Here is an 18,521-nt window from a genome sequence, read left to right on the forward strand (position 1 = left end):
AACCTCTTAGCTTTATCAAAATCAAAGTCGTGAGTGTGAAAAAGAAGATCAGGGCAGATATTTTATTATATGAACAGGGCTTGGCTGAATCCAGAGAAAAAGCCAAGCGACTGATTATGGCTGGCCAGGTTTTTATGGAAAAGGATGGCCGGCAGGTGCTTGTTGCCAAGCCTGGCCAGAGCGTTGATCCTGGAGTTCGTTTAAGACTCAAAGAACAGGATCGATTTGTCAGCCGAGGAGGCTATAAGCTGTTAACAGCCATAGAGCATTTTAAGGTGGAGGTTGACGGTAAAATCTGTCTGGATGTAGGCGCGTCAACCGGGGGGTTTACTGATTGTTTGCTCCAGATGGGCGCACAGAAAGTTTACGCTCTGGATGTAGGGCATGGTCAGTTGCACTGGAAGCTGCGGCAAGACCCGCGGGTGATCAACTTGGAAAAGATAAATATTCGGTATGCCCCGGCAGATTTGCTTCCAGAGCCGGTACATTTGATTGTTCTGGATTGTTCCTTTATTTCCTTACGCCTGACTTTGCCTGCGAGTCTGAAGTTTCTGGCTCCAGGAGGCGAGGTTATTGCCCTGGTTAAGCCTCAGTTTGAGGTGGGCCGGGGACAGACCGTTAAAGGTGTTGTCAAATCTCAGGAAAAGATAAATGAAGTTTTGAATGGTCTGGTTCATTTTGCACAAAATGAGCTTGGCCTTGAATTCTTGGGCTCTGTTCCGGCCATGATCAAGGGCCCAAAAGGGAATCAAGAATATTTGGTTTATTTTAAAGCAAAAGTATAGTGTGTGGATGTTAAACATTAGATGTTGGAGGTTAGGTAAAACAACTCAATAAAGCTGAAGCTCGGAGCTGAAAGCTTTTCTTTGGGTGGCAGTTAGTTTCAGTCATGACTCACGATTAAAAGCTTTGGGCCGCGATTTAAATTGAGCTTTTACTTAATAGAAGAGGGTAAGATATGCATAAAGTTTGTCTTACGAATCCAGAAACCAGAATCCAGAAGCCAAGAACAGAAAAGAGACTCAATAGAATCAGTCAGGTGCTGGCCAGACGGCAGAAAGATTTGACCCTGATTATTAATAATGTCCATGATCCGCATAATGTCTCAGCGATTTTACGCAGTTGTGATGCCTTTGGAGTGCAGAAGGTCCACCTTTATTATTCTCAGGAGGCCTTCCCTTGTCTGGGGAAAAAGTCTTCGGCTTCAGCCAAGAAATGGGTGGATTGTATAAGGCACAGACAAGCAGAGAAAATGGTTACCGAGCTCAAAGAACAGGGATTTAAACTGGTGGGCACCGGTTTTAGTGAGCGGGCTGTTCCCTTGACCGAATGGGATTTTACAAAACCCACAGCCGTTATTCTTGGCAACGAGCATAGAGGCATGGATGAAGAGTTGCTTGCTCTTGTACCTAATGAACTTTATATCCCCATGCAGGGCATGGTGCAAAGTTTGAATGTTTCTGTGGCTGCAGCCATAATCTTGTACGAGGCCTGGAGACAGAGACAGGCCAAGGGAATGTATGGCCAGCCGTCTTTTTCTGAAGAAGAACTTAAAGAGTTGTTTGAGCAATGGGCCATGAAGTGACGGAAGTTGGGAAAATGAGAAGTTAAGAAGATGGGGAAAAGATTGAAGGTAACAAGGGATGAATAAGGAAAATATTTATCTGATCGGGCCAAGGGCATGCGGGAAGACCACATTAGGCCAAGCCCTGGCTCATCGGCTTGATTTACCTTTTGTGGATACTGATATTTATATTCAAGATAAGATGGGCCAAAATATTTCGGAGATAGTGGCTGAGAAGGGATGGGACTATTTTCGAGATATAGAGGAACGATCGTTTAAGGAGATAAGTAGTCGTGGACCGCAGGTGGTTTCTACTGGCGGAGGGATAGTCTTACGCCCGGCCAACAGGGAGATTTTAAAGAGTTCCAGGTATGTATTTTATTTACATGGTCAGGTGGAGCTTCTGGCGCAAAGACTGAGAAAGGATAATGATAGCAATTTGCGCCCGGCTTTAACTGACCTCTCTCTGGAACAGGAGATAGAGGAAGTTTTAAGAGAAAGAGAGCCGCTTTATCGGCAATGTGCCAAGCTGGTTCTAGATGCCAGCCTGAATATTTCTGAACTTGTGGAGACGTGTGTAAAACAACTAAAAGGCTAAGAGGCGAAAATGGGTGATACGTTCGGTCGCTTTTTTACTTTGACTACGTTTGGGGAATCTCATGGTCCGGGCCTGGGTGGAGTAGTCCAGGGTTGTCCTGCAGGGATCCCTTTGTCTGAGGAAATAATTCAAAAGGAGCTGGATAAAAGAAAGCCCGGTCAGGGGATTTCTTCTACGACCAGAAAAGAAAAGGATCGGGTCAGGCTGCTCTCTGGTGTTTTTGAAGGGAAAACCACGGGGACGGCCATTGGTTTTTATATTGCTAACGAAGACCAAAGGTCCAGGGACTACAGCAAGATAAAAGATGTATTCAGGCCAGGCCATGGCGATTATACTTATACGCAAAAATTTGGAATCAGAGATTATCGGGGTGGAGGCAGGTCTTCAGGACGAGAGACAGTATCCCGAGTGGTAGGCGGAGCTATTGCTCAGGAAGTATTGCGTACCAGGGGAATCCATGTTTTTGCCTATACTGTAGAATTGGGAGGTATTTCTGTAGAGATAAAAGATATCCGGGCTGCAGAGACTTTACCATTTTTTAGTGCTGACAAAAACGTGGTCCCCAGGTGGGAGCAAAGGGTCAAGGAAGTTCGTGCAGACGGTGATACATTGGGCGGAATTGTAGAGATAATGGCCACGGGGGTCCCAGTGGGGTTGGGCGAGCCTGTGTTTGATAAATTGGATGCACGGCTGGCCTACGCTTTGATGAGTGTTGGGGCTGTAAAAGGGGTTGAGATCGGACAAGGGTTTCAGGCCCCAAGACTTCTGGGCAGTGAAAATAATGACCCTATTACCCCTGATGGTTTCGCAAGCAATAACAGCGGGGGGATATTGGCGGGCATTTCTTCTGGCCAGCCCATTATTTGCCGGGCAGCAGTAAAACCTATTCCTTCTATTGCCAAGCCACAGCAAACCATCAATAAGGATAATCAGCCTGTAGAGATCAATATTGGAGGTCGTCACGATATTTGCGCCATTCCCCGTATTGTTCCGGTACTTAAAGCTATGGTTCTCATGACTCTGGCTGACATGCTTCTTTTACATGAAGCAAGGCGTAGGTGGGTGAGTGGATAGTTAGCGTGTGGCTAAGTATTCTATGTCATTAACACAAGGCGTGCGGGAGATAACAAATTTTAGCGAACGCAGCAGACGAATAGCAGCGAGAGAATAATTTTTAAGTCAATGGAAAAGTTTATTGGGGCAAGATGATTTTTTTGTTTAAGAAGATAGTTTCCCGTCTGTTATTTCCCCTTCCTTTATGTGTGGAAATTTTGGGCCTGGGCCTATTGTGCCTGCTATTCAATAAAAAGCGAGCCGGCAAGATATTTATTTTTGTGGGCTTAAGTTTACTTACGGCAATGAGTGTAGGACCTGTAGCTGACAAGCTTCTTAGCCCTTTGGAGCATAAATATCGTCCGTTACAGGAAGTTCCTGAGGGTGTGGAATTCATAGTTGTTCTGGGGGGAGGTCATGATTCTGACCCTGCTCTGCCGCCTAACTCTCAGATTGGCCGTTCAGCATTGGCCAGGGTGGTGGAAGCCCTGCGTTTAAAAAACAAACTCCCCAAGGCAAAAATTATATTCTCCGGAGGCAGGTTAAACGACCCCCAGTCCAATGCTTTGGTTATGGCCCGGGTGGCCAGGATCTTGGGTTTGAAAGAACAGGACATCATTTTAGAAATAGAGTCTAAAGACACCAAAGACGAGGCCAGGTTGTTAAAAAACATGCTTCAAAACAAATCATTTGTCCTGGTTACCTCTGCTTCACATATGCATCGGTCCATGCTTTTATTTCAGGCCCAGGGCCTAAACCCCATTCCTTCTCCAACAGATTATTTAGCCAAGGAGAAGAAAAGATATAACCTCTGGGACTATTTCCCCAGTAGTGATGGCCTGGAAAAGATGGAACGAGTTTTTTATGAGTATTTAGGTATGGCCTGGGCCAGACTTAGAGGACAGATCTGATATGCTTTTCTCTTCCGGGGTACAAACTCCAATCTGGCTGCCGCCCTTGGTGGCCTCAATCATATCCTTTTTTACCTCTATGGGGGGTGTCTCCGGTGCTTTCCTTCTTCTTCCCTTTCAGATGAGTTTTCTTGGCTTTACTTCGCCGGCAGTGAGCGCGACTAATCAGCTTTTTAACATTGTGGCCATACCTCCTGGGGTCTATCGCTACCTTCAAGAAGGGCGGATGGTTTGGCCCCTGGCCTGGGTGGTTGTGCTGGGAACCTTGCCCGGTGTGTTTATCGGAGCCATTGTCCGGGTAGTATATCTGCCAGATCCCAAAAGTTTTAAGTTTTTTGTCGGGCTGGTGCTTCTCTATATCGGGGTTAAGATGATTAAAGAGTTGCTCAGGACCGGGGACGGGATGAAAAAGAGCAGCGAACAAAAGTTTGAGCAGTTGGTTAGGGAATTCAGGCAGAAAAAAAGAAACCTGGGAAGGGACTTGCCCATTGTTAAAGTACAAAAATTTTCTTTGAATAAAATCTGCTATGAATTTTACGGACAAAAATTTGAGTTTTCAACTTTAGGCATTTTTAGTTTGAGTTTTGCTGTGGGTATTATCGGAGGAGTCTATGGTATTGGCGGTGGCTCTATAGTTGCCCCGTTTTTTGTTTCATTTTTTCGCCTACCTGTTTATACCATCGCCGGGGCATCCCTGATGGGTACTTTTGTCACCTCCATTGCAGGGGTGATTTTTTATCAGGCTATTGCCCCTTTTTATCCTCACCAAGCAGTTTCTCCAGACTGGCTTTTGGGGCTTTTGTTTGGCCTTGGTGGCATGGTTGGGATGTACTTGGGAGCTCGTTGCCAGAAGTATGTTCCAGCCAGTTGGATCAAAGCTATGCTCAGCGTAATAATTTTCTTTACAGCCCTGAAATATGTCTGGGGATTTTTGAGGACGCTGGGAACTTAAACTTTAAAATACGGTTATTTGCATACCCATAGGGATACTTTGTCTAGATTTTTAAATATGTAAGAGCTGGTTGAGCCCATAAATAGTTTAGACATGGTGTTTTGATGCCCTCCTGTTCTACCCATGGCAATAACCGCATAATTATTGTTCAGGGCATGTTTTAGGATTGTATGGCCGGTGTTTTTGCCCCGGACGACCTTTACTTCTATCATATCCTCGGGATAGTGGTTACTTACCAGTTGTTTTTTGGTTTTGTTGATAATTTCACTAACAGCGGTGGAAGAATTGTTTTGAACATGGAAAATTGTAATCTTATGCTCTGTATGTTTTTGCATGATAAAACCTACATGGTCGGCCACGCAAAGGCTTTCTGGAGTCCCATCAGTGCACAAGAGAATGTTTTGACGATTTTTTTCTGGTTTACGACAGATCCAGAGGGGGAAGTCAATTTTTTTATTAAGGACCTGCTTACTTACACTATCTTCAATCAATTCTTCCAGAAGAGATATGCCTCTGCGTCCCAATAAGAGTGCATCATAGAAACCACTTCGGGCATAATATACAATATCCTGCGCAGTCGATGTTTGTCTGAATTGAAGGTCTTCTTTTATTTGTTCTGCACAAAATCCATATTCCAGCAACATGTTTTGGGCCTTGTGCAAGGTTTCAAAACCATGACGTTTATAGGTTGCGGCCAAGTGTTTGGCTTCTGTTACATTTTGTCCTGCGCTTGAATCCAGCACAATATTTTTCCTGGGATTAGGGGCAATATACAATAGATCTATAAGCAAATCTTTTTTGTTTTTAAAAAAATAAGCTAGAAAACATATGGCATATTGAACAGTGTAATCTTTACTGACAGTTATGAGTAGGTGTTTCTTCATGAGCTTTTTAGGTACGGGCCTTTAATGTGGCGTTGTTTTCGGCCTTTATCTGTTTGACTAAACGAGTTTATTAATCATAGTGCCGCGGCCTTCGTAGGCTGCACGCAAAATCGATGTCTGAAATTCCTGGTCTTGATTAACCAGGCTGTTTTGATATTGATTAGAATCCATACGGTCCAGTGTTTTCTGGATCAGTTGTGCCCCAAATTGATTTTGTTTGAGGCTTTGAGTGAACATCTCCATGGAGAAACTGGTTTGTACGTCCATATTCTCCTCCCAACTCAGGCCGAAAACAACACCTATTCTATTAATCGGATGATTTCACTAAATCAGTAGGGGAAAAAATCAGTTCTTGTCAAACCAGGTCCTTTGCGTTTAATGGATTCCAGATCTCAATTGTCCAATCTTGAAACCCTCCAAATCTTCTAACCATCTAATAATATGCAACGATTTAAGCTTGTTAGTGAATTTAAACCACAGGGAGATCAGCCCAAGGCTATTGATACTCTGGTTAGAAATATTGAGCAAGGGATTTCAGACCAGATTCTTTTAGGTGTGACTGGCTCTGGAAAGACTTTTACCATGGCCAATGTAATTGCCAGGTGCAACAGGCCCGCCTTGATTATGGCCCCGAACAAGACCTTGGCTGCTCAATTATTTAATGAGTTCAAGGAACTTTTTCCGCATAATGCCGTGGAATATTTTGTCAGCTACTATGATTATTATCAGCCAGAAGCCTATTTGCCTCACACGGACGTTTATATTGAAAAGGATTCCTCTATTAACGAGGATATTGATAAACTTCGCCACTCGGCCACCCATGCCCTGCTTACCCGGCGAGATGTGATTATTGTTGCTTCGGTTTCCTGCATTTACGGGCTGGGATCACCAGAATATTATGCTCAGATGGTCATCCCCGTTGAAGAGGGACAAAAAATTGGCCTGGAAGAGCTCATGTCCAGATTGATTGAAGTGCATTATGAGCGTAATGACTATGATTTTCATCGGGGCACTTTTAGGGTCAGGGGAGATGTATTGGAGATCATTCCCGCGTACAGGCATGAACAGGCTCTGCGTATTGAGTTCTTTGGAGATGAAATTGATGGTATATACGAGACAGATCCTTTGACCGGCGAGATAAAGGGGCAGATAAAAAAGACAATGATTTTCCCGGCCAGTCATTATGTATCAGACCAGGCCAATCTCAAGCGAGCCATGACCGCCATAAGGGAGGAACTCAGGGAAAGACTTCTCTGGTTCAAGAAACAAAACAAATTAGTAGAAGCCCAGCGTTTGGAGCAAAGGACACAGCTTGATCTGGAAATGATTGAGGAGATGGGCTATTGTAATGGGATAGAAAATTATTCAAGGCATCTGGATGGCCGAAAACCCGGTCAGCCTCCAGCCTGTTTGCTGGATTATTTTCCAAAGGATTTCCTTTTGTTTGTTGACGAATCGCATATCACCATCCCTCAGATAGGGGGGATGTATAGTGGGGATCGCTCCAGAAAGAAAACTTTAGTTGAATTTGGTTTTCGCTTGCCTTCAGCTTTGGATAACAGACCCTTAAACTTTGACGAATTTTTAGCCAGAATAGGCCAGACCGTTTATGTCTCAGCTACGCCTGGAGACTGGGAGTTGGAGAGGTGTGCAGGGGTTGTGGTCGAGCAGATTATTCGACCCACAGGATTGGTGGACCCGGAAGTGGAGGTTAGACCTACAAAAGGACAGATGGATGACCTGATGCATGAGTGTTTGATGCGAGCACAAAGAGATGAACGTGTGCTGGTGACTACACTGACAAAAAGGATGGCCGAAGACCTGACCGAATATTTGCAGGAAAGGGGTATCAAAAGCAAATACATGCACTCTGATATTGATACTCTGGAAAGGGTGGCCATTATCCAAGCCTTAAGACAGGGGGAATTTACGGTATTAGTGGGTATAAATCTTTTGCGTGAAGGTTTGGATTTGCCAGAGGTGTCACTGGTGGCTATTCTAGATGCAGATAAAGAGGGATTTTTACGCTCTTACCGTTCCCTTATCCAGACTTTTGGCAGGGCAGCAAGAAATATTTCAGGAAAAGTTATCATGTATGCTGACACCATTACCCGATCTATGCAAAAGGCTATGGAGGAGACAGAGCGGAGGCGTAATAAACAGATAGAATTTAATAAAGAGCACAATATTATTCCGCAGACCATTAGCAAGAAGAAAAGCAATGTCCTTTATGATTTTTATCATCAGGGTACGGATGTTTCTCAGGCTAGTGTAGCTGAAAATCTAACAGGGTATAATCTGACTCCGGAAGAAATAGAAAGGCGGATTAAAAATCTGGAAAAGCAGATGCGTCAACTTGCCAAAAATCTGGAATTCGAACAGGCTGCAAAGGTGAGGGATGAAATTTTTAGATTGAGGCAGATGTTGTTGGAGCTGTAAAATCGATTTATCAGTTAGGGACAAAAGACCAGGGGGCAAGAAGTTTGTATTTGGTTGGCTGTTCAAACATTAAACCATTTAATAAACTGCTCAACTATCAACAAGGATAGAGATTGAAAAAAATTGGTTTACTTGGCGGAAGTTTCAACCCAGTGCACATTGGGCATTTGCGTCTGGCTCTGGAAGTGGGAGAAAAAATGCATCTGGATGAGGTCCATCTGGTCCCGGCGTATATTCCTCCCCATAAACAGACGAAAAATGTTCTGCCTTTTGAGTGGCGGGTAAAGATGCTCGAACAGTCTATTTTGGGCGTGGACGGGCTAAAGTTAAACCTGATGGAAAAGGAAAGGCCGGAAGCATCCTATACTTATGTTACGTTAGAGAGCTTCTTGCGCCGTGAACCTGAAACTGAGCTTTTTTTTATCCTGGGCAGTCTTGATTTATTGACAGTCCCTCAATGGTTTAAAGGAAGAGAACTTCCCTATCTGGCCAATTTTGTTGTTGTCGACAGGCATGGTCAGACTGAAGATGAGATACATGAGTTTGTGACCAGCTTTTGGCCGGTGGACAAAATCATTTCTGGAGGATGGAGTTTACACCGGGGGAAGAAAATATATTTTCTCTCTCTACCCCGCTTAGATATAAGTTCATCCCTGGTTCGCCGCAAATGGTTGCATGGTGAAAACATCACCTTTCTCGTACCCGGGCCAGTGGAAAAGTTTTTGGATGAGAACAGGGAAGACGTTGTTTTCTATTGGAAAGGTTGAGAGGTTAAAAGATTAAGAGGTAAAGATGTTAGGAGAAAATTAAGGACTTTCTATTAACATTTACATTTTAGCCTGTTAAAGCCTGTGAGCAAATCTTTTTATCAACTTAATTCCCATGCTTTATTCCAGTCTTGGTTCCTTTCATGCTGGTACAAAAACTTGGACCCATCTAAAACTTGCTTGCGGACAGAGCATAATGGGATATTTTAGGTAAACAAATATTCTTTTTATTATCGATAGTTATGGTTAATATCGCAAAGTATTTAGTCCAATCATCCCGATGCTCTGCTTTTCCGCAAGCTTTGTCAAGATGGGTTACCCAAGCCGTTTGTAATGCATTTCAGAAACCAAGACTTTCAATCAGCGGTGAAAATAGGGTTTGGCTACAGGCCTTCTAACCTTTTTTCCCTCTAATCATACTTGACTGCGCTAATGCGCATGAGTTTTTCCCATTTATGAAAGGCCTGGATACGTCTAACTGTGCCGGTTTTACCGCGAATCACCAGGGAATGGGTCACAGCGCCATCTCCGGTATAGCGCACGCCCTTTAAGAAAGTTCCCCCGGATATGCCTGTTGCCGCAAAGAAGACATCTTCACTTTTGATCAGGGAATCAACAGTGAAGATCTGATTCAGATCATATCCAAGCTCTGCCAGAGCCTTTTTTTCGTGCTCTTTTTGAGGGTCAAGCTTGGCCAGAATCTGTCCTCCCAGGGCCTTAATAGCACAAGCAGCCAGCACGCCTTCTGGGGTACCACCCGTACCCATCATTATGTCGACTTCAGCCAAGGGGTCTACTGCCATGAGTGCACCAGCCACATCGCCATCTGTGTGCAGTTGGATTCTTGCTCCGGCCTGGCGGATTTCCTGGATCAGGTTTTTGTGCCTGGGTTTATCCAGGACAAAGACTACCAGGTCATCTACGTCTTTGCCCAGGGCCTTGGCTGTATTTTTCAGGTTTTCTTCAACCGGGGCATTGATATCGACCACATCTTTTGCCTCGTGGGGGACGACTAATTTTTTCATGTAATAACTTGGACCCGGATCATACATGGTCCCTTCAGGTGCTACTCCCACTACTGAAATGGCATTAGGCCGCCCAAAGGCCAGGAGATTGGTTCCTTCTACAGGGTCAACTGCCACATCAACCCTTGGTCCCATGCCTGTGCCCAAAGTTTCCCCGTTGTAAAGCATCGGGGCCTCGTCCTTTTCTCCTTCACCAATTATAACTTTGCCTGCGATGTCTATACTATCAAAGGACAGGCGCATGGCATCCACAGCAGCCTGATCTCCGGCATTCTTATCTCCTTTACCCAGCCATCGGGCTGAAGCCAGGGCTGCTGATTCTGTAACTCGCACCAGATCAAGGGCTAAATTTTTTTGCGGGGCTTCCATTTCTGCCTCTCGGATTGAATTATAAAGTGGTTTGTAAATTAATTCTAGCAGTTAATATTTAATTTAACCATTCAATCATTCAATTTAATCAACAAGCTTACTTTTCACAAATTCAACAATGTTTTCAGGAGTGAAACCATATTTTTGGGCCAGTTCTTTGGCCGGGGCAGAAGCTCCAAAATGGTCGAGGCCAAAGACTGCTCCAGCTAAACCAACGTATTTGTACCAGATATCTGCGCGTCCGGCCTCAATGGCAAATCTTTGCCGGACATTATCCGGAAGAAGAGTTTGTTTATACTCTTCGTCTTGCTCGTCAAACAGCTCCATGCACGGGACACTGATAACCCGAACTTTTTTGGGCTTCAATAGCTGCGCTACTGACATGGCCAGGTGGACTTCTGAACCGCTGGCCATGAGGATAATTTCCGGGTCGTGATCAGGTGGGTCGAGTAATATATAGGCTCCTCTTTTTACCCCATCTTCTATCTGTGGATACTGCTTTAGATCCAGTATGGGTAAACCCTGACGTGTAAACAAAAGAACACTCGGGCGATTATCCTGTTTTAATGCCAGAGAAAAACAGAATTTACTTTCGTTAGCATCAGCAGGTCTGAAAACCAGGAGATTAGGGATAAGACGCAATGAGCTGATATGTTCTACTGGCTGGTGAGTAGGGCCATCCTCGCCCACATAAAAGGAGTCGTGAGTAAAGATATGCAGGACAGGCAGTTTTTGCAGAGCGGACATGCGAATGGCACTGCGTTCATAGTCAGAAAAGACCAGAAAGGTGGCCCCCAGGGGAATTATTCCGCCATGCAAAGCCAGGCCGTTTAAAATTGCGCCCATGGGAAACTCTCTGACTCCAAATGCTAGATATCTTCCCTGTGGGTTAGTATTACTATTAAAAATGCCTGCTGTTTCCCTGAAATGAACAGTCTGGTTTGATGGATCAAGATCGGCTGAACCGCCCATTAGATTAGGTATTTGGTCTATGAGCTTGTTAAGGCATTGACCAAATGCCTTGCGTGTGGCCAGAGGTTTGTCCGGATCAAATTCGGGCCAGGAGAAGTTTCTCTCATTAGCCGGAGTGTGGATAAATTCCCAGAAGTTGGCTAGCTCGCGGTTTTTGTTCAAGTTGTTTTTTAAAGTTTCTTCCCATTCTTTTGCCTGTTCGCGCAAGCTGGGAAAGCGGCTCCGGAAATGGTCTGTAATTTCATCTGGCAGGTAAAATTCTTTATCCACGGGCAGGCCGAGTTTCTCTTTGGTTGCCTTGATCTCTTCTGGGGAGAACGGAGAGCCATGAGTGGCCTCACTGCCTTCTAAAGTGGCACTGCCTTTGGCCATTGTAGTATGGCCTATAATCAGGGTAGGTCTGTTTTTTTCTTCTCTGGCTTGCCTGATCGCCGTACGAATTTGTTCGTGATCGTGTCCGTCAATTTCAATTACCTGCCAGCAAAAACCTTCAAAAATCTTTTTGTAGTTGGAACCGTCGCATCTGGAAGTTGGGCCGGCGAGCTGTATTTTGTTACTGTCATAAAAAACAATCAGTTTGTTTAGTGCCCAAAGTCCTGCCAGAGCAGCACTGCCAAGGGCAATGGGTTCTTGCAGGTCTCCATCTGATGCAAGAACATAGGTGAAGTGATCACAGGTATCTGAGCCAAGTTTGGCCCGCAAAAAGGATTCGGCAACAGCCATGCCTACGGCCATGGCAAAACCCTGTCCAAGTGGACCGGTCGTGGCTTCCACTCCAGGGGTCAGGTCGTGTTCAGGGTGTCCTGGAGTACGGCTACCCAGTTGACGGAAATTTTTCAGGTCATCTATCTTTAAGAAGCCGCAAAGGGTGAGCAGACTGTACAGGAGCATGGACTCATGTCCAGCGGAAAGGATAAAGCGGTCTCGATTGAACCATTCAGGGTTATCCGGATCGAAATTTAAAAATTCTTTGTACAAAATATAGGCAAAATCAGCTGATGACATCGCCCCTCCAGGATGACCTGAGTTGGCCTTCCTGGTAGCATCCATAATCAGACCTTTGATAATGTTTACTGTTTTTTGATCTAATGTGCTCATTGTTTATGTAGGGTTAATGGTTTTAAAAAATGAAACGGAGAGACGGGGAAACGGAGAAGAGGAGAGTAGGGTAAGGTCTTCATAGCTTCTTCCTTCCCGGTTCCTCCGATTCTCCTTTTCACCTTTTCAATAATAATTTATGTGGCCCGGTACAAGCTGCCCCTGCTGTCAACAATAAAAATGGTTTTAGTCAAGTAAAAATTTTCCGTTTTACCTGAATCCGTGAATTTTTTTCTTGGCATTGACCGGAGGACAGCACCGAAGCAGCCTTCAGGTCGCCGGCTGCTTCCGGTCTCCGGCGTCTGCGGTTAAGAAAGAAAAGGCAAAATCCTAAATCCCGAGAAGCATAAATTGCATGTACAGCTGCACTAACTATTCTAAAGAATCAATAAGCTGGATGCGGCGCAAGTGTCTTCCTCCCTCGAAGTTGGCCTCTAAAAAGACGTCCACAATGCTTTTGGCCAGCTCCACCCCGATAATTCTGTCTCCAAGGCAGAGAACATTGGCATCATTGTGCATTCTGGCCATTCTGGCCATATACTCGTTGAGACAAAGCGCAGCCCTTATGCCCTGAAAACGATTGGCAGTTATAGACATCCCAATGCCTGAACCACAGATAAGAATTCCCAGGGTCTGTCTATCCAGGACCTCCTGGCAGAGTTTGCGGGCATAGACAGGATAGTCGCAGCTGTTTTCATCTTTGGTGCCAACATCAATTAATTCATATTTGGGGCTTAAATAAGCTATCAGCTCTTTTTTTAAACCCAGTCCTGCGTGATCAGAGCCAAAAATTATGGGTTTGGAAGTCATTTTGTTCTCCTTTTGTGATTTACAATGCGGTAAGTTGCCCCTTCCTGGCATTAGGAAATATCAGGCAGCCAGTATGGAATAAGGCGATATCCGTTAAAGTCAATAATTTTAGGCAAGTTGGTCTTCTTCAAATTTTTGCTTCCTGCGTTGAATCAATTCTTGCCTGATTTCTACAAGCTCCTTTTCTAAATGGGCAATTTCGTCCTTTAAAAAAGATATTTGTTTAAGCGCAAGGTCTGTCTCTGGCTCAGAGGTGTCAAGAGAGCCCGGAGGAAATCCCTGAATTTGGTCATAGATACAGCGGCCAAGATTGGTGTATTCTTGATCCAGCCGTTTTTTTAGTTGTTTAATTTCCCACTGCCGGCAGATTTTTATAACTGACCATTTTAGTTCAGCAAAGAGTACTTTCCATCCGGTTAGTATAATCCTTGTTATTTCCCTTAACGACGGTACGTTTCCTTTTTCAGAGCTACCTTCACCTGGTACTTTTTCCATAATTTCCTCCTTGCTCCCACAGTGCAAAAATGATTTTTTTGCATGGGAGTCTTAATATTTAAGTTTTAAGTTGTTTTAATGAGTTGGATGAGTTAATTTGTTGCCAAAGTTGCAAAATTTGTTTTTACATAGACCTTCTCCTTGTTAGACCTAAAACTTAAAACTTAATAAATTTTTTCTGCGTATCTCCTGGCAGGTTAAGAGCCAGTTGTTGCTTCTCCCAGGGTGTTTCTTTTACTAGCAAGGATTTGATTCTGATGACTGCCTGTTCGGACTTCGGTAAGAGAAGGATTATTTTTCTGGCGTAAGCATCGTTTTGTTCCTGAGTATATTGGTTGAGTTTTGCCTGCCATACGTCACCTGCTAAGAAAATTGGCCGGGCCTGGTCATTTAAAGCCAGTTTTTTTACTTTGCTCATGGTGTTGAAGCTAAATATCCAAAGTCCGTTTTTAAATTCGACTTTATCAAATTGGCTGGGAATAATTTCACTATAATGGCCCAGAAGGATCATGGACAACTCTTTAAGGTTGAACGGGGTTGGATACCCCAGGGCAGTAGCTCCTTTTTGGCCATCAGGATGAAAGTAAAGAGTTTTAAGGGCTGGAAAATAAGCTTGCCAAAGGTATTTATCTTCTCGCCAAAGAGAAAGTGTTTGGCCTATTCCTGCTTCTATATTCATGCGAATGGGATAATTCAGATTTCCCCATATTGTAGCCAGGATCCGGTTTTTGCGGCGGGCAGAAAAATAATTAATGCTGGTTTTAATTTTAAAGGAAAGGCCAGCTTGTGTCTGATTCCTCCAGAACCTGGACCAGAGTGTAGAAGGAGATTGTTCTGGAACCGGTTTTTTAGGGGCGCAACCTAAAAAAAGAATTAGAAATAGGAGGATAACTGATTGTAGTCTGTGTTTCATGGCCCGTGGCTTGTGGCTCGTGGTACGCAGCTTGTAGTTGTCAGTTTCCATCTCTAATTTGACTTCCTGTCCCCCTGGTTATTGTCTCGCGCGTCTTGCTCCCTGCTTGCAGACAATTCATCAATTTTTTTCTTGATGGCTTCTCTGTTGCTGGGTTTAAGTTCCAAGGCTTTTTTATAGCCCCGCAGGGCTAGGTCTGGCTTGTTTAGAGCTTTGGCAATATCTCCGTAATGCTCCCAGATGGTCGGGTCCGGGTTGTCTTGAGCAAATTGAATGGCCCTATTTATTTCTTGCCAGGCCTTTTTAATCTTATGTTGTTTAAAATAGACCCAGGCCAGCGAATCCAGGTAATAACCATTGTCAGGGTCAATTTTTAAGGCGTTTTGAATCAGAACGAGTGCCCGCTCCAGGTCCTTGCCCATCTCTGCCAGAGTGTAGCCGACGTAATTGAGGGCCTGATCATGGTCAGGATGACTGGCAATGATTTTTTCCATTGTTGCTATGGCCTGATCGCGCTTACCCATTTTATCAAGAATTACTCCCCGGCGAAATAAAAGTTCTGGTTCATTGGGCCATTTTTTTAAAGCCTTATCCAGAGTTTTCATGGCCTGTGTAAATTTGTTTTTGTTCTCATAAATGTTAGCCTGCAAAAGCCAGAACTGATTTTGGCGGGGGAATTTTTTTTGCCCCATGCGAGTTAAGCTCATGGCCTGTTCGAGTTTGTTCAGTTGCATTAATAACTGGATGCGAAAGAGGAGGGCCTGATGGAAAAATTTATTATCCTCTGGAATTTTGTTTAAAAAATCCACTGCCTTTTGTGCGTCTTGGTCTTTTTCATAAGCCAGAATAGCCAGATAAAAATAAGTACGGGCCGGGAAATCTTTTCGGGACATGATTTCGGCAAGAACTTTTTGTGCATAGGAGTAGAATTTATTGGAGATGAATTTGTTTACTGCCTCCAGCTTGAACTGTTCATGTTTTGGGCCTTTGTCCACAAGGAGCATGGCTTTGTCGGGATTGTTTAATTTCAGGTTCAAGTCAATAAGTCTTAAAAGTAACTCCGGACTCTCTTCGCCCATTTGCAACAATTGTGCGTAGGTCTTTTCAGCTTCCACATAGTCCTTGTTTAATTCGTAAACAAAGGCCAATTCTGCCCAGGCTTCTATGAATTTTGGATCAATCTGAACGGCTTTTTTTAAGAATTGTACAGCCTTATTTTTAAGTCCCAGTCCGCTGCTGGCCCGACCAAGGTAATAATACATGATCTTGGTTCGCCTTGGTGAAGGAACTTTTTTTAGCAGGTCCAGGGCTTGGGCGTATTTTTTGTTCTGGACATATATAGCTGCTAGCTCCTGATAGATGGGATAGTCTTCCGGGCTGAGCTTTAAATACTCTTCTAACGTGGTGGCTGCATGGTCAAATCTCTTCTCCGCCAGGTAAGATTTAGCCAGGGACAGGTAGAGGTCTCTGGATTGGGGGAATTTTTCGATACCCTGTTTAAGGGTGGTTCTGGCTTCACTGAATTTGAGATTCTGCCAATAAAAATTGGCCAATTCCAAATATAAGAATGGGGATGGGTCCAGTTCCAGTGCCTGTTTTAGAGCTGCTTCTGCTTGAGCATACTTTTTTTCATCCTTCAGTTCTTGGAATTGTAAATAATAAAAGGAGGAGCTGGCTTGTGGTGAGAGTTCAAGTGCTCCTGGACTTGCACCTTGATTCTTGGGCAAACAGGATGCCATCAAGTTTAGAGAGATGATAAGGATAATAAAGATTTTACTCATTGTTGATAAGACTTCCTGTTTGCTATTTAGTATTTGTTTTATAAAGTTCAGCCTTGTTAAGGCTATGTTTATTTAGCATTTCTGTATTAAAGGTCTGATTTAATTTTTGATAAATGATTTTACCTATTTTCAAGCCACAGCGTATGAATTCAGGGCCATACAGCCTACCAGTTAGTGTTCGAAAGGTAGATTCTATAAGTTTTATTTTTTCCAGCCCCTGAGGAAATCTGGCAATAATTTCCTCTATGGTCCATTCTTCATAATTACATATTTCCCACAGGGTGGTCACAAAATTATCTGGGCCCCAGCGGAATTTATCCGCATCATATAAGACATTGCTTAAAAAAAGGCTTTTATCATCTTCACAGGGCGAAATTTCTTTGAAAGCCTCATGATTTTTTATTGCAAGGGTGATTGCAGAGATGTCTGTATCATCTAAAGGGTAATTTTTTAAAATTGTTTTGCAAAACTGGGCCCCTTTGAGGGCATGGTCAGGCTCCAAACGACAAATATCGTGTAAGAGTCCGGACATTTGGGCCAGGAGGCAGAGGTGTCTTAGTTCGGCATGTGGCAAATATTTGCCTTCGATAAGAACCAGGGCACCGGCTTCAATACTCACTTTTTTGGAATGTTCAACACCATGTCCATAGCGATCATGTAAAAAAGGCAAGACATCCTCACGCAGGCGAAAGATTAAGGGATGGTTAAAGAAGAAGTCCTTGGCCTTGGACAACTCAGCTGCGAAATCGGAGTAAAACTGAGGGATAAAATTTTGAGCCAGAATTCCAGCTTCTTTTTTTAGGGCATTAAATTTTTCAATCATTTAAGATCCAGTCTTCGGAGAAGTCTTCAATATTTTGTTTTAAATGGGCTTTGATCTTTTGCAGTAACCTGGCTTCAATCTGACGGACTCTTTCGCGTGTGATCCCGTATTTTTCGCCTATTTCGCGCAAGGTCAGAGGATTTTCTGCCAGCAGGCGCAGTTCCAAAATATCTTTTTCCTTTTCATTTAATTTTGGGATGAGGTCCTGGAGATTTTGCTTAAGTAAATTGGCTGTTTCCTGCTGCAAGAGCTTATCCTCAATGCCTGTTCCCAGAGCCGGAATAAAGTTCAGAGGCGTAACATCCCCATCCTCACCATATGGCATATCCAAAGAAAGGTCTTGCTGACTAAGGCGTTGTCCCATTTCAACAACATCAGCTTTTGATACCTGGAGGTTTTTAGAAATGGTTGAGGAGTCAGCAGTAATCCCCATGGACTCAAGGCGCTGTTTTTCCTTGGCCAGGTTGTAAAAAAGTTTGCGTTGGGCTTGGGTGGTCCCGATTTTAACCATGCGCCAATTGTCCATGATAAATTTGAGAATATAAGCCTTGATCCAGAAGGCAGCATAGTAGGAAAACTTTATGCCCTTGTCCGGGTCAAATTTTTGCACTGCCTTCATTAAGCCCACATTACCTTCTTGAATAAGGTCCAGGAGATTTTTCATCCATTTACGCTGGAAGTCCATAGCTATTTTCACGACCAGACGGAGGTTAGAAGTAATCAATTTAAAGGCCGCCTCCTGGTCGTTTTCCTGACGGTATTTTCTAGCCAGTTCAAACTCTTCTTCAGGAGTGAGCACAGGAAACCTGCTTATTTCCTGGAGATAGATTTTAAGTGGATCTGCAGGAACTGGAGGTGTCGAAGATGAAGGAGGAAGAACAAAGTTTTCGGGTAAATTGTCAGTATTTTTTTTAGGGGCGCGGATATCGCTATTTTCTTTTTTTTCTTTATTTTTGGACATAATTTTGAAAGCTTTTTTTCGGGTTAGGGTCCTTGGTTTATATTGCAGGGTACTACTTGTACGGGTTTTGCTCGTCTGCGCGTGAGAATTGGCGTCGTCACTTTAA

Annotated in this window: 18 protein-coding genes; 8 read left to right on the forward strand and 10 right to left on the reverse strand. The window is 43.8% G+C overall.

Going from position 1 to position 18,521, the window contains the following annotated elements; translation table 11 throughout:
• The first annotated feature begins 35 nt into the window (after positions 1-35).
• The 6 genes from KFV02_RS05745 (at position 36) to KFV02_RS05770 (ending at position 5,078) form a co-directional block, all read left to right on the forward strand.
• Positions 36-785, forward strand: a complete 750-nt coding sequence (locus KFV02_RS05745; protein WP_252380583.1) for a TlyA family RNA methyltransferase — start codon at positions 36-38, stop codon at positions 783-785.
• Between the two features lie 173 nt (positions 786-958).
• Positions 959-1,585: a TrmH family RNA methyltransferase gene (locus KFV02_RS05750; RefSeq protein ID WP_289510096.1), complete on the forward strand. Its 627-nt coding sequence runs from the start codon at positions 959-961 to the stop codon at positions 1,583-1,585.
• 58 nt (positions 1,586-1,643) lie between these two features.
• A complete protein-coding gene (gene aroL / locus KFV02_RS05755; RefSeq protein ID WP_252380584.1) occupies positions 1,644-2,162 on the forward strand; it encodes a shikimate kinase AroL in 519 nt (172 codons plus the stop codon).
• 9 nt (positions 2,163-2,171) lie between these two features.
• Positions 2,172-3,236 (forward strand): chorismate synthase, encoded by a 1,065-nt coding sequence (aroC, locus tag KFV02_RS05760; RefSeq protein ID WP_252380585.1) that lies wholly within the window; start codon positions 2,172-2,174, stop codon positions 3,234-3,236.
• A gap of 140 nt (positions 3,237-3,376) precedes the next feature.
• Complete coding sequence (elyC, locus tag KFV02_RS05765) at positions 3,377-4,126, forward strand: envelope biogenesis factor ElyC (RefSeq protein ID WP_252380586.1); 750 nt, start codon at positions 3,377-3,379, stop codon at positions 4,124-4,126.
• A gap of 1 nt (position 4,127) precedes the next feature.
• On the forward strand, positions 4,128-5,078 hold the full coding sequence (locus KFV02_RS05770; RefSeq protein ID WP_252380587.1) for a sulfite exporter TauE/SafE family protein: 951 nt from the start codon (positions 4,128-4,130) through the stop codon (positions 5,076-5,078).
• Between the two features lie 14 nt (positions 5,079-5,092).
• Here KFV02_RS05770 and KFV02_RS05775 read toward each other — a convergent pair whose 3' ends face one another.
• Both KFV02_RS05775 and KFV02_RS05780 read right to left on the reverse strand, forming a co-directional pair.
• Complete coding sequence (locus KFV02_RS05775; RefSeq protein WP_252380588.1) at positions 5,093-5,962, reverse strand: universal stress protein; 870 nt, start codon at positions 5,960-5,962, stop codon at positions 5,093-5,095.
• A 57-nt stretch (positions 5,963-6,019) separates the two neighbouring features.
• Complete coding sequence (locus KFV02_RS05780) at positions 6,020-6,229, reverse strand: hypothetical protein (RefSeq protein ID WP_252380589.1); 210 nt, start codon at positions 6,227-6,229, stop codon at positions 6,020-6,022.
• 174 nt (positions 6,230-6,403) lie between these two features.
• On the opposite strand from KFV02_RS05780, the gene uvrB reads away from it, so the two are divergent.
• Together uvrB and nadD are read left to right on the forward strand one after the other, a co-directional pair.
• The gene (uvrB, locus tag KFV02_RS05785; protein WP_252380590.1) at positions 6,404-8,401 is read left to right on the forward strand and encodes an excinuclease ABC subunit UvrB; all 1,998 of its coding nucleotides are present in this window, start codon (positions 6,404-6,406) and stop codon (positions 8,399-8,401) included.
• A 113-nt stretch (positions 8,402-8,514) separates the two neighbouring features.
• Positions 8,515-9,168, forward strand: coding sequence for a nicotinate (nicotinamide) nucleotide adenylyltransferase (gene nadD / locus KFV02_RS05790; protein ID WP_252380591.1), 654 nt, complete (start codon positions 8,515-8,517; stop codon positions 9,166-9,168).
• A 410-nt stretch (positions 9,169-9,578) separates the two neighbouring features.
• Here nadD and glpX read toward each other — a convergent pair whose 3' ends face one another.
• From glpX to KFV02_RS05830, 8 genes are all read right to left on the reverse strand, one after another.
• Positions 9,579-10,562, reverse strand: coding sequence for a class II fructose-bisphosphatase (gene glpX, locus KFV02_RS05795; protein ID WP_252380592.1), 984 nt, complete (start codon positions 10,560-10,562; stop codon positions 9,579-9,581).
• Between the two features lie 84 nt (positions 10,563-10,646).
• On the reverse strand, positions 10,647-12,632 hold the full coding sequence (gene tkt, locus KFV02_RS05800; RefSeq protein ID WP_252380593.1) for a transketolase: 1,986 nt from the start codon (positions 12,630-12,632) through the stop codon (positions 10,647-10,649).
• A gap of 372 nt (positions 12,633-13,004) precedes the next feature.
• On the reverse strand, positions 13,005-13,442 hold the full coding sequence (rpiB, locus tag KFV02_RS05805; protein ID WP_252380594.1) for a ribose 5-phosphate isomerase B: 438 nt from the start codon (positions 13,440-13,442) through the stop codon (positions 13,005-13,007).
• Between the two features lie 108 nt (positions 13,443-13,550).
• Positions 13,551-13,937: a hypothetical protein gene (locus tag KFV02_RS05810; protein WP_252380595.1), complete on the reverse strand. Its 387-nt coding sequence runs from the start codon at positions 13,935-13,937 to the stop codon at positions 13,551-13,553.
• Between the two features lie 157 nt (positions 13,938-14,094).
• Complete coding sequence (locus tag KFV02_RS05815; RefSeq protein ID WP_252380596.1) at positions 14,095-14,901, reverse strand: hypothetical protein; 807 nt, start codon at positions 14,899-14,901, stop codon at positions 14,095-14,097.
• Between the two features lie 2 nt (positions 14,902-14,903).
• Complete coding sequence (locus tag KFV02_RS05820; protein WP_252380597.1) at positions 14,904-16,631, reverse strand: tetratricopeptide repeat protein; 1,728 nt, start codon at positions 16,629-16,631, stop codon at positions 14,904-14,906.
• Positions 16,632-16,653: 22 nt separating this feature from the next.
• On the reverse strand, positions 16,654-17,454 hold the full coding sequence (locus KFV02_RS05825) for an HD domain-containing protein (RefSeq protein WP_252380598.1): 801 nt from the start codon (positions 17,452-17,454) through the stop codon (positions 16,654-16,656).
• A complete protein-coding gene (locus KFV02_RS05830) occupies positions 17,447-18,415 on the reverse strand; it encodes a sigma-70 family RNA polymerase sigma factor (protein ID WP_252380599.1) in 969 nt (322 codons plus the stop codon). The genes KFV02_RS05825 and KFV02_RS05830 overlap by 8 nt, the downstream gene beginning before the upstream one ends.
• Between the last annotated feature and the right edge of the window lie 106 nt (positions 18,416-18,521).

Origin of the sequence: Desulfovulcanus ferrireducens (assembly GCF_018704065.1) — a bacterium.
In the GTDB taxonomy this organism is placed as follows: domain Bacteria; phylum Desulfobacterota; class Desulfovibrionia; order Desulfovibrionales; family Desulfonatronovibrionaceae; genus Desulfovulcanus; species Desulfovulcanus ferrireducens.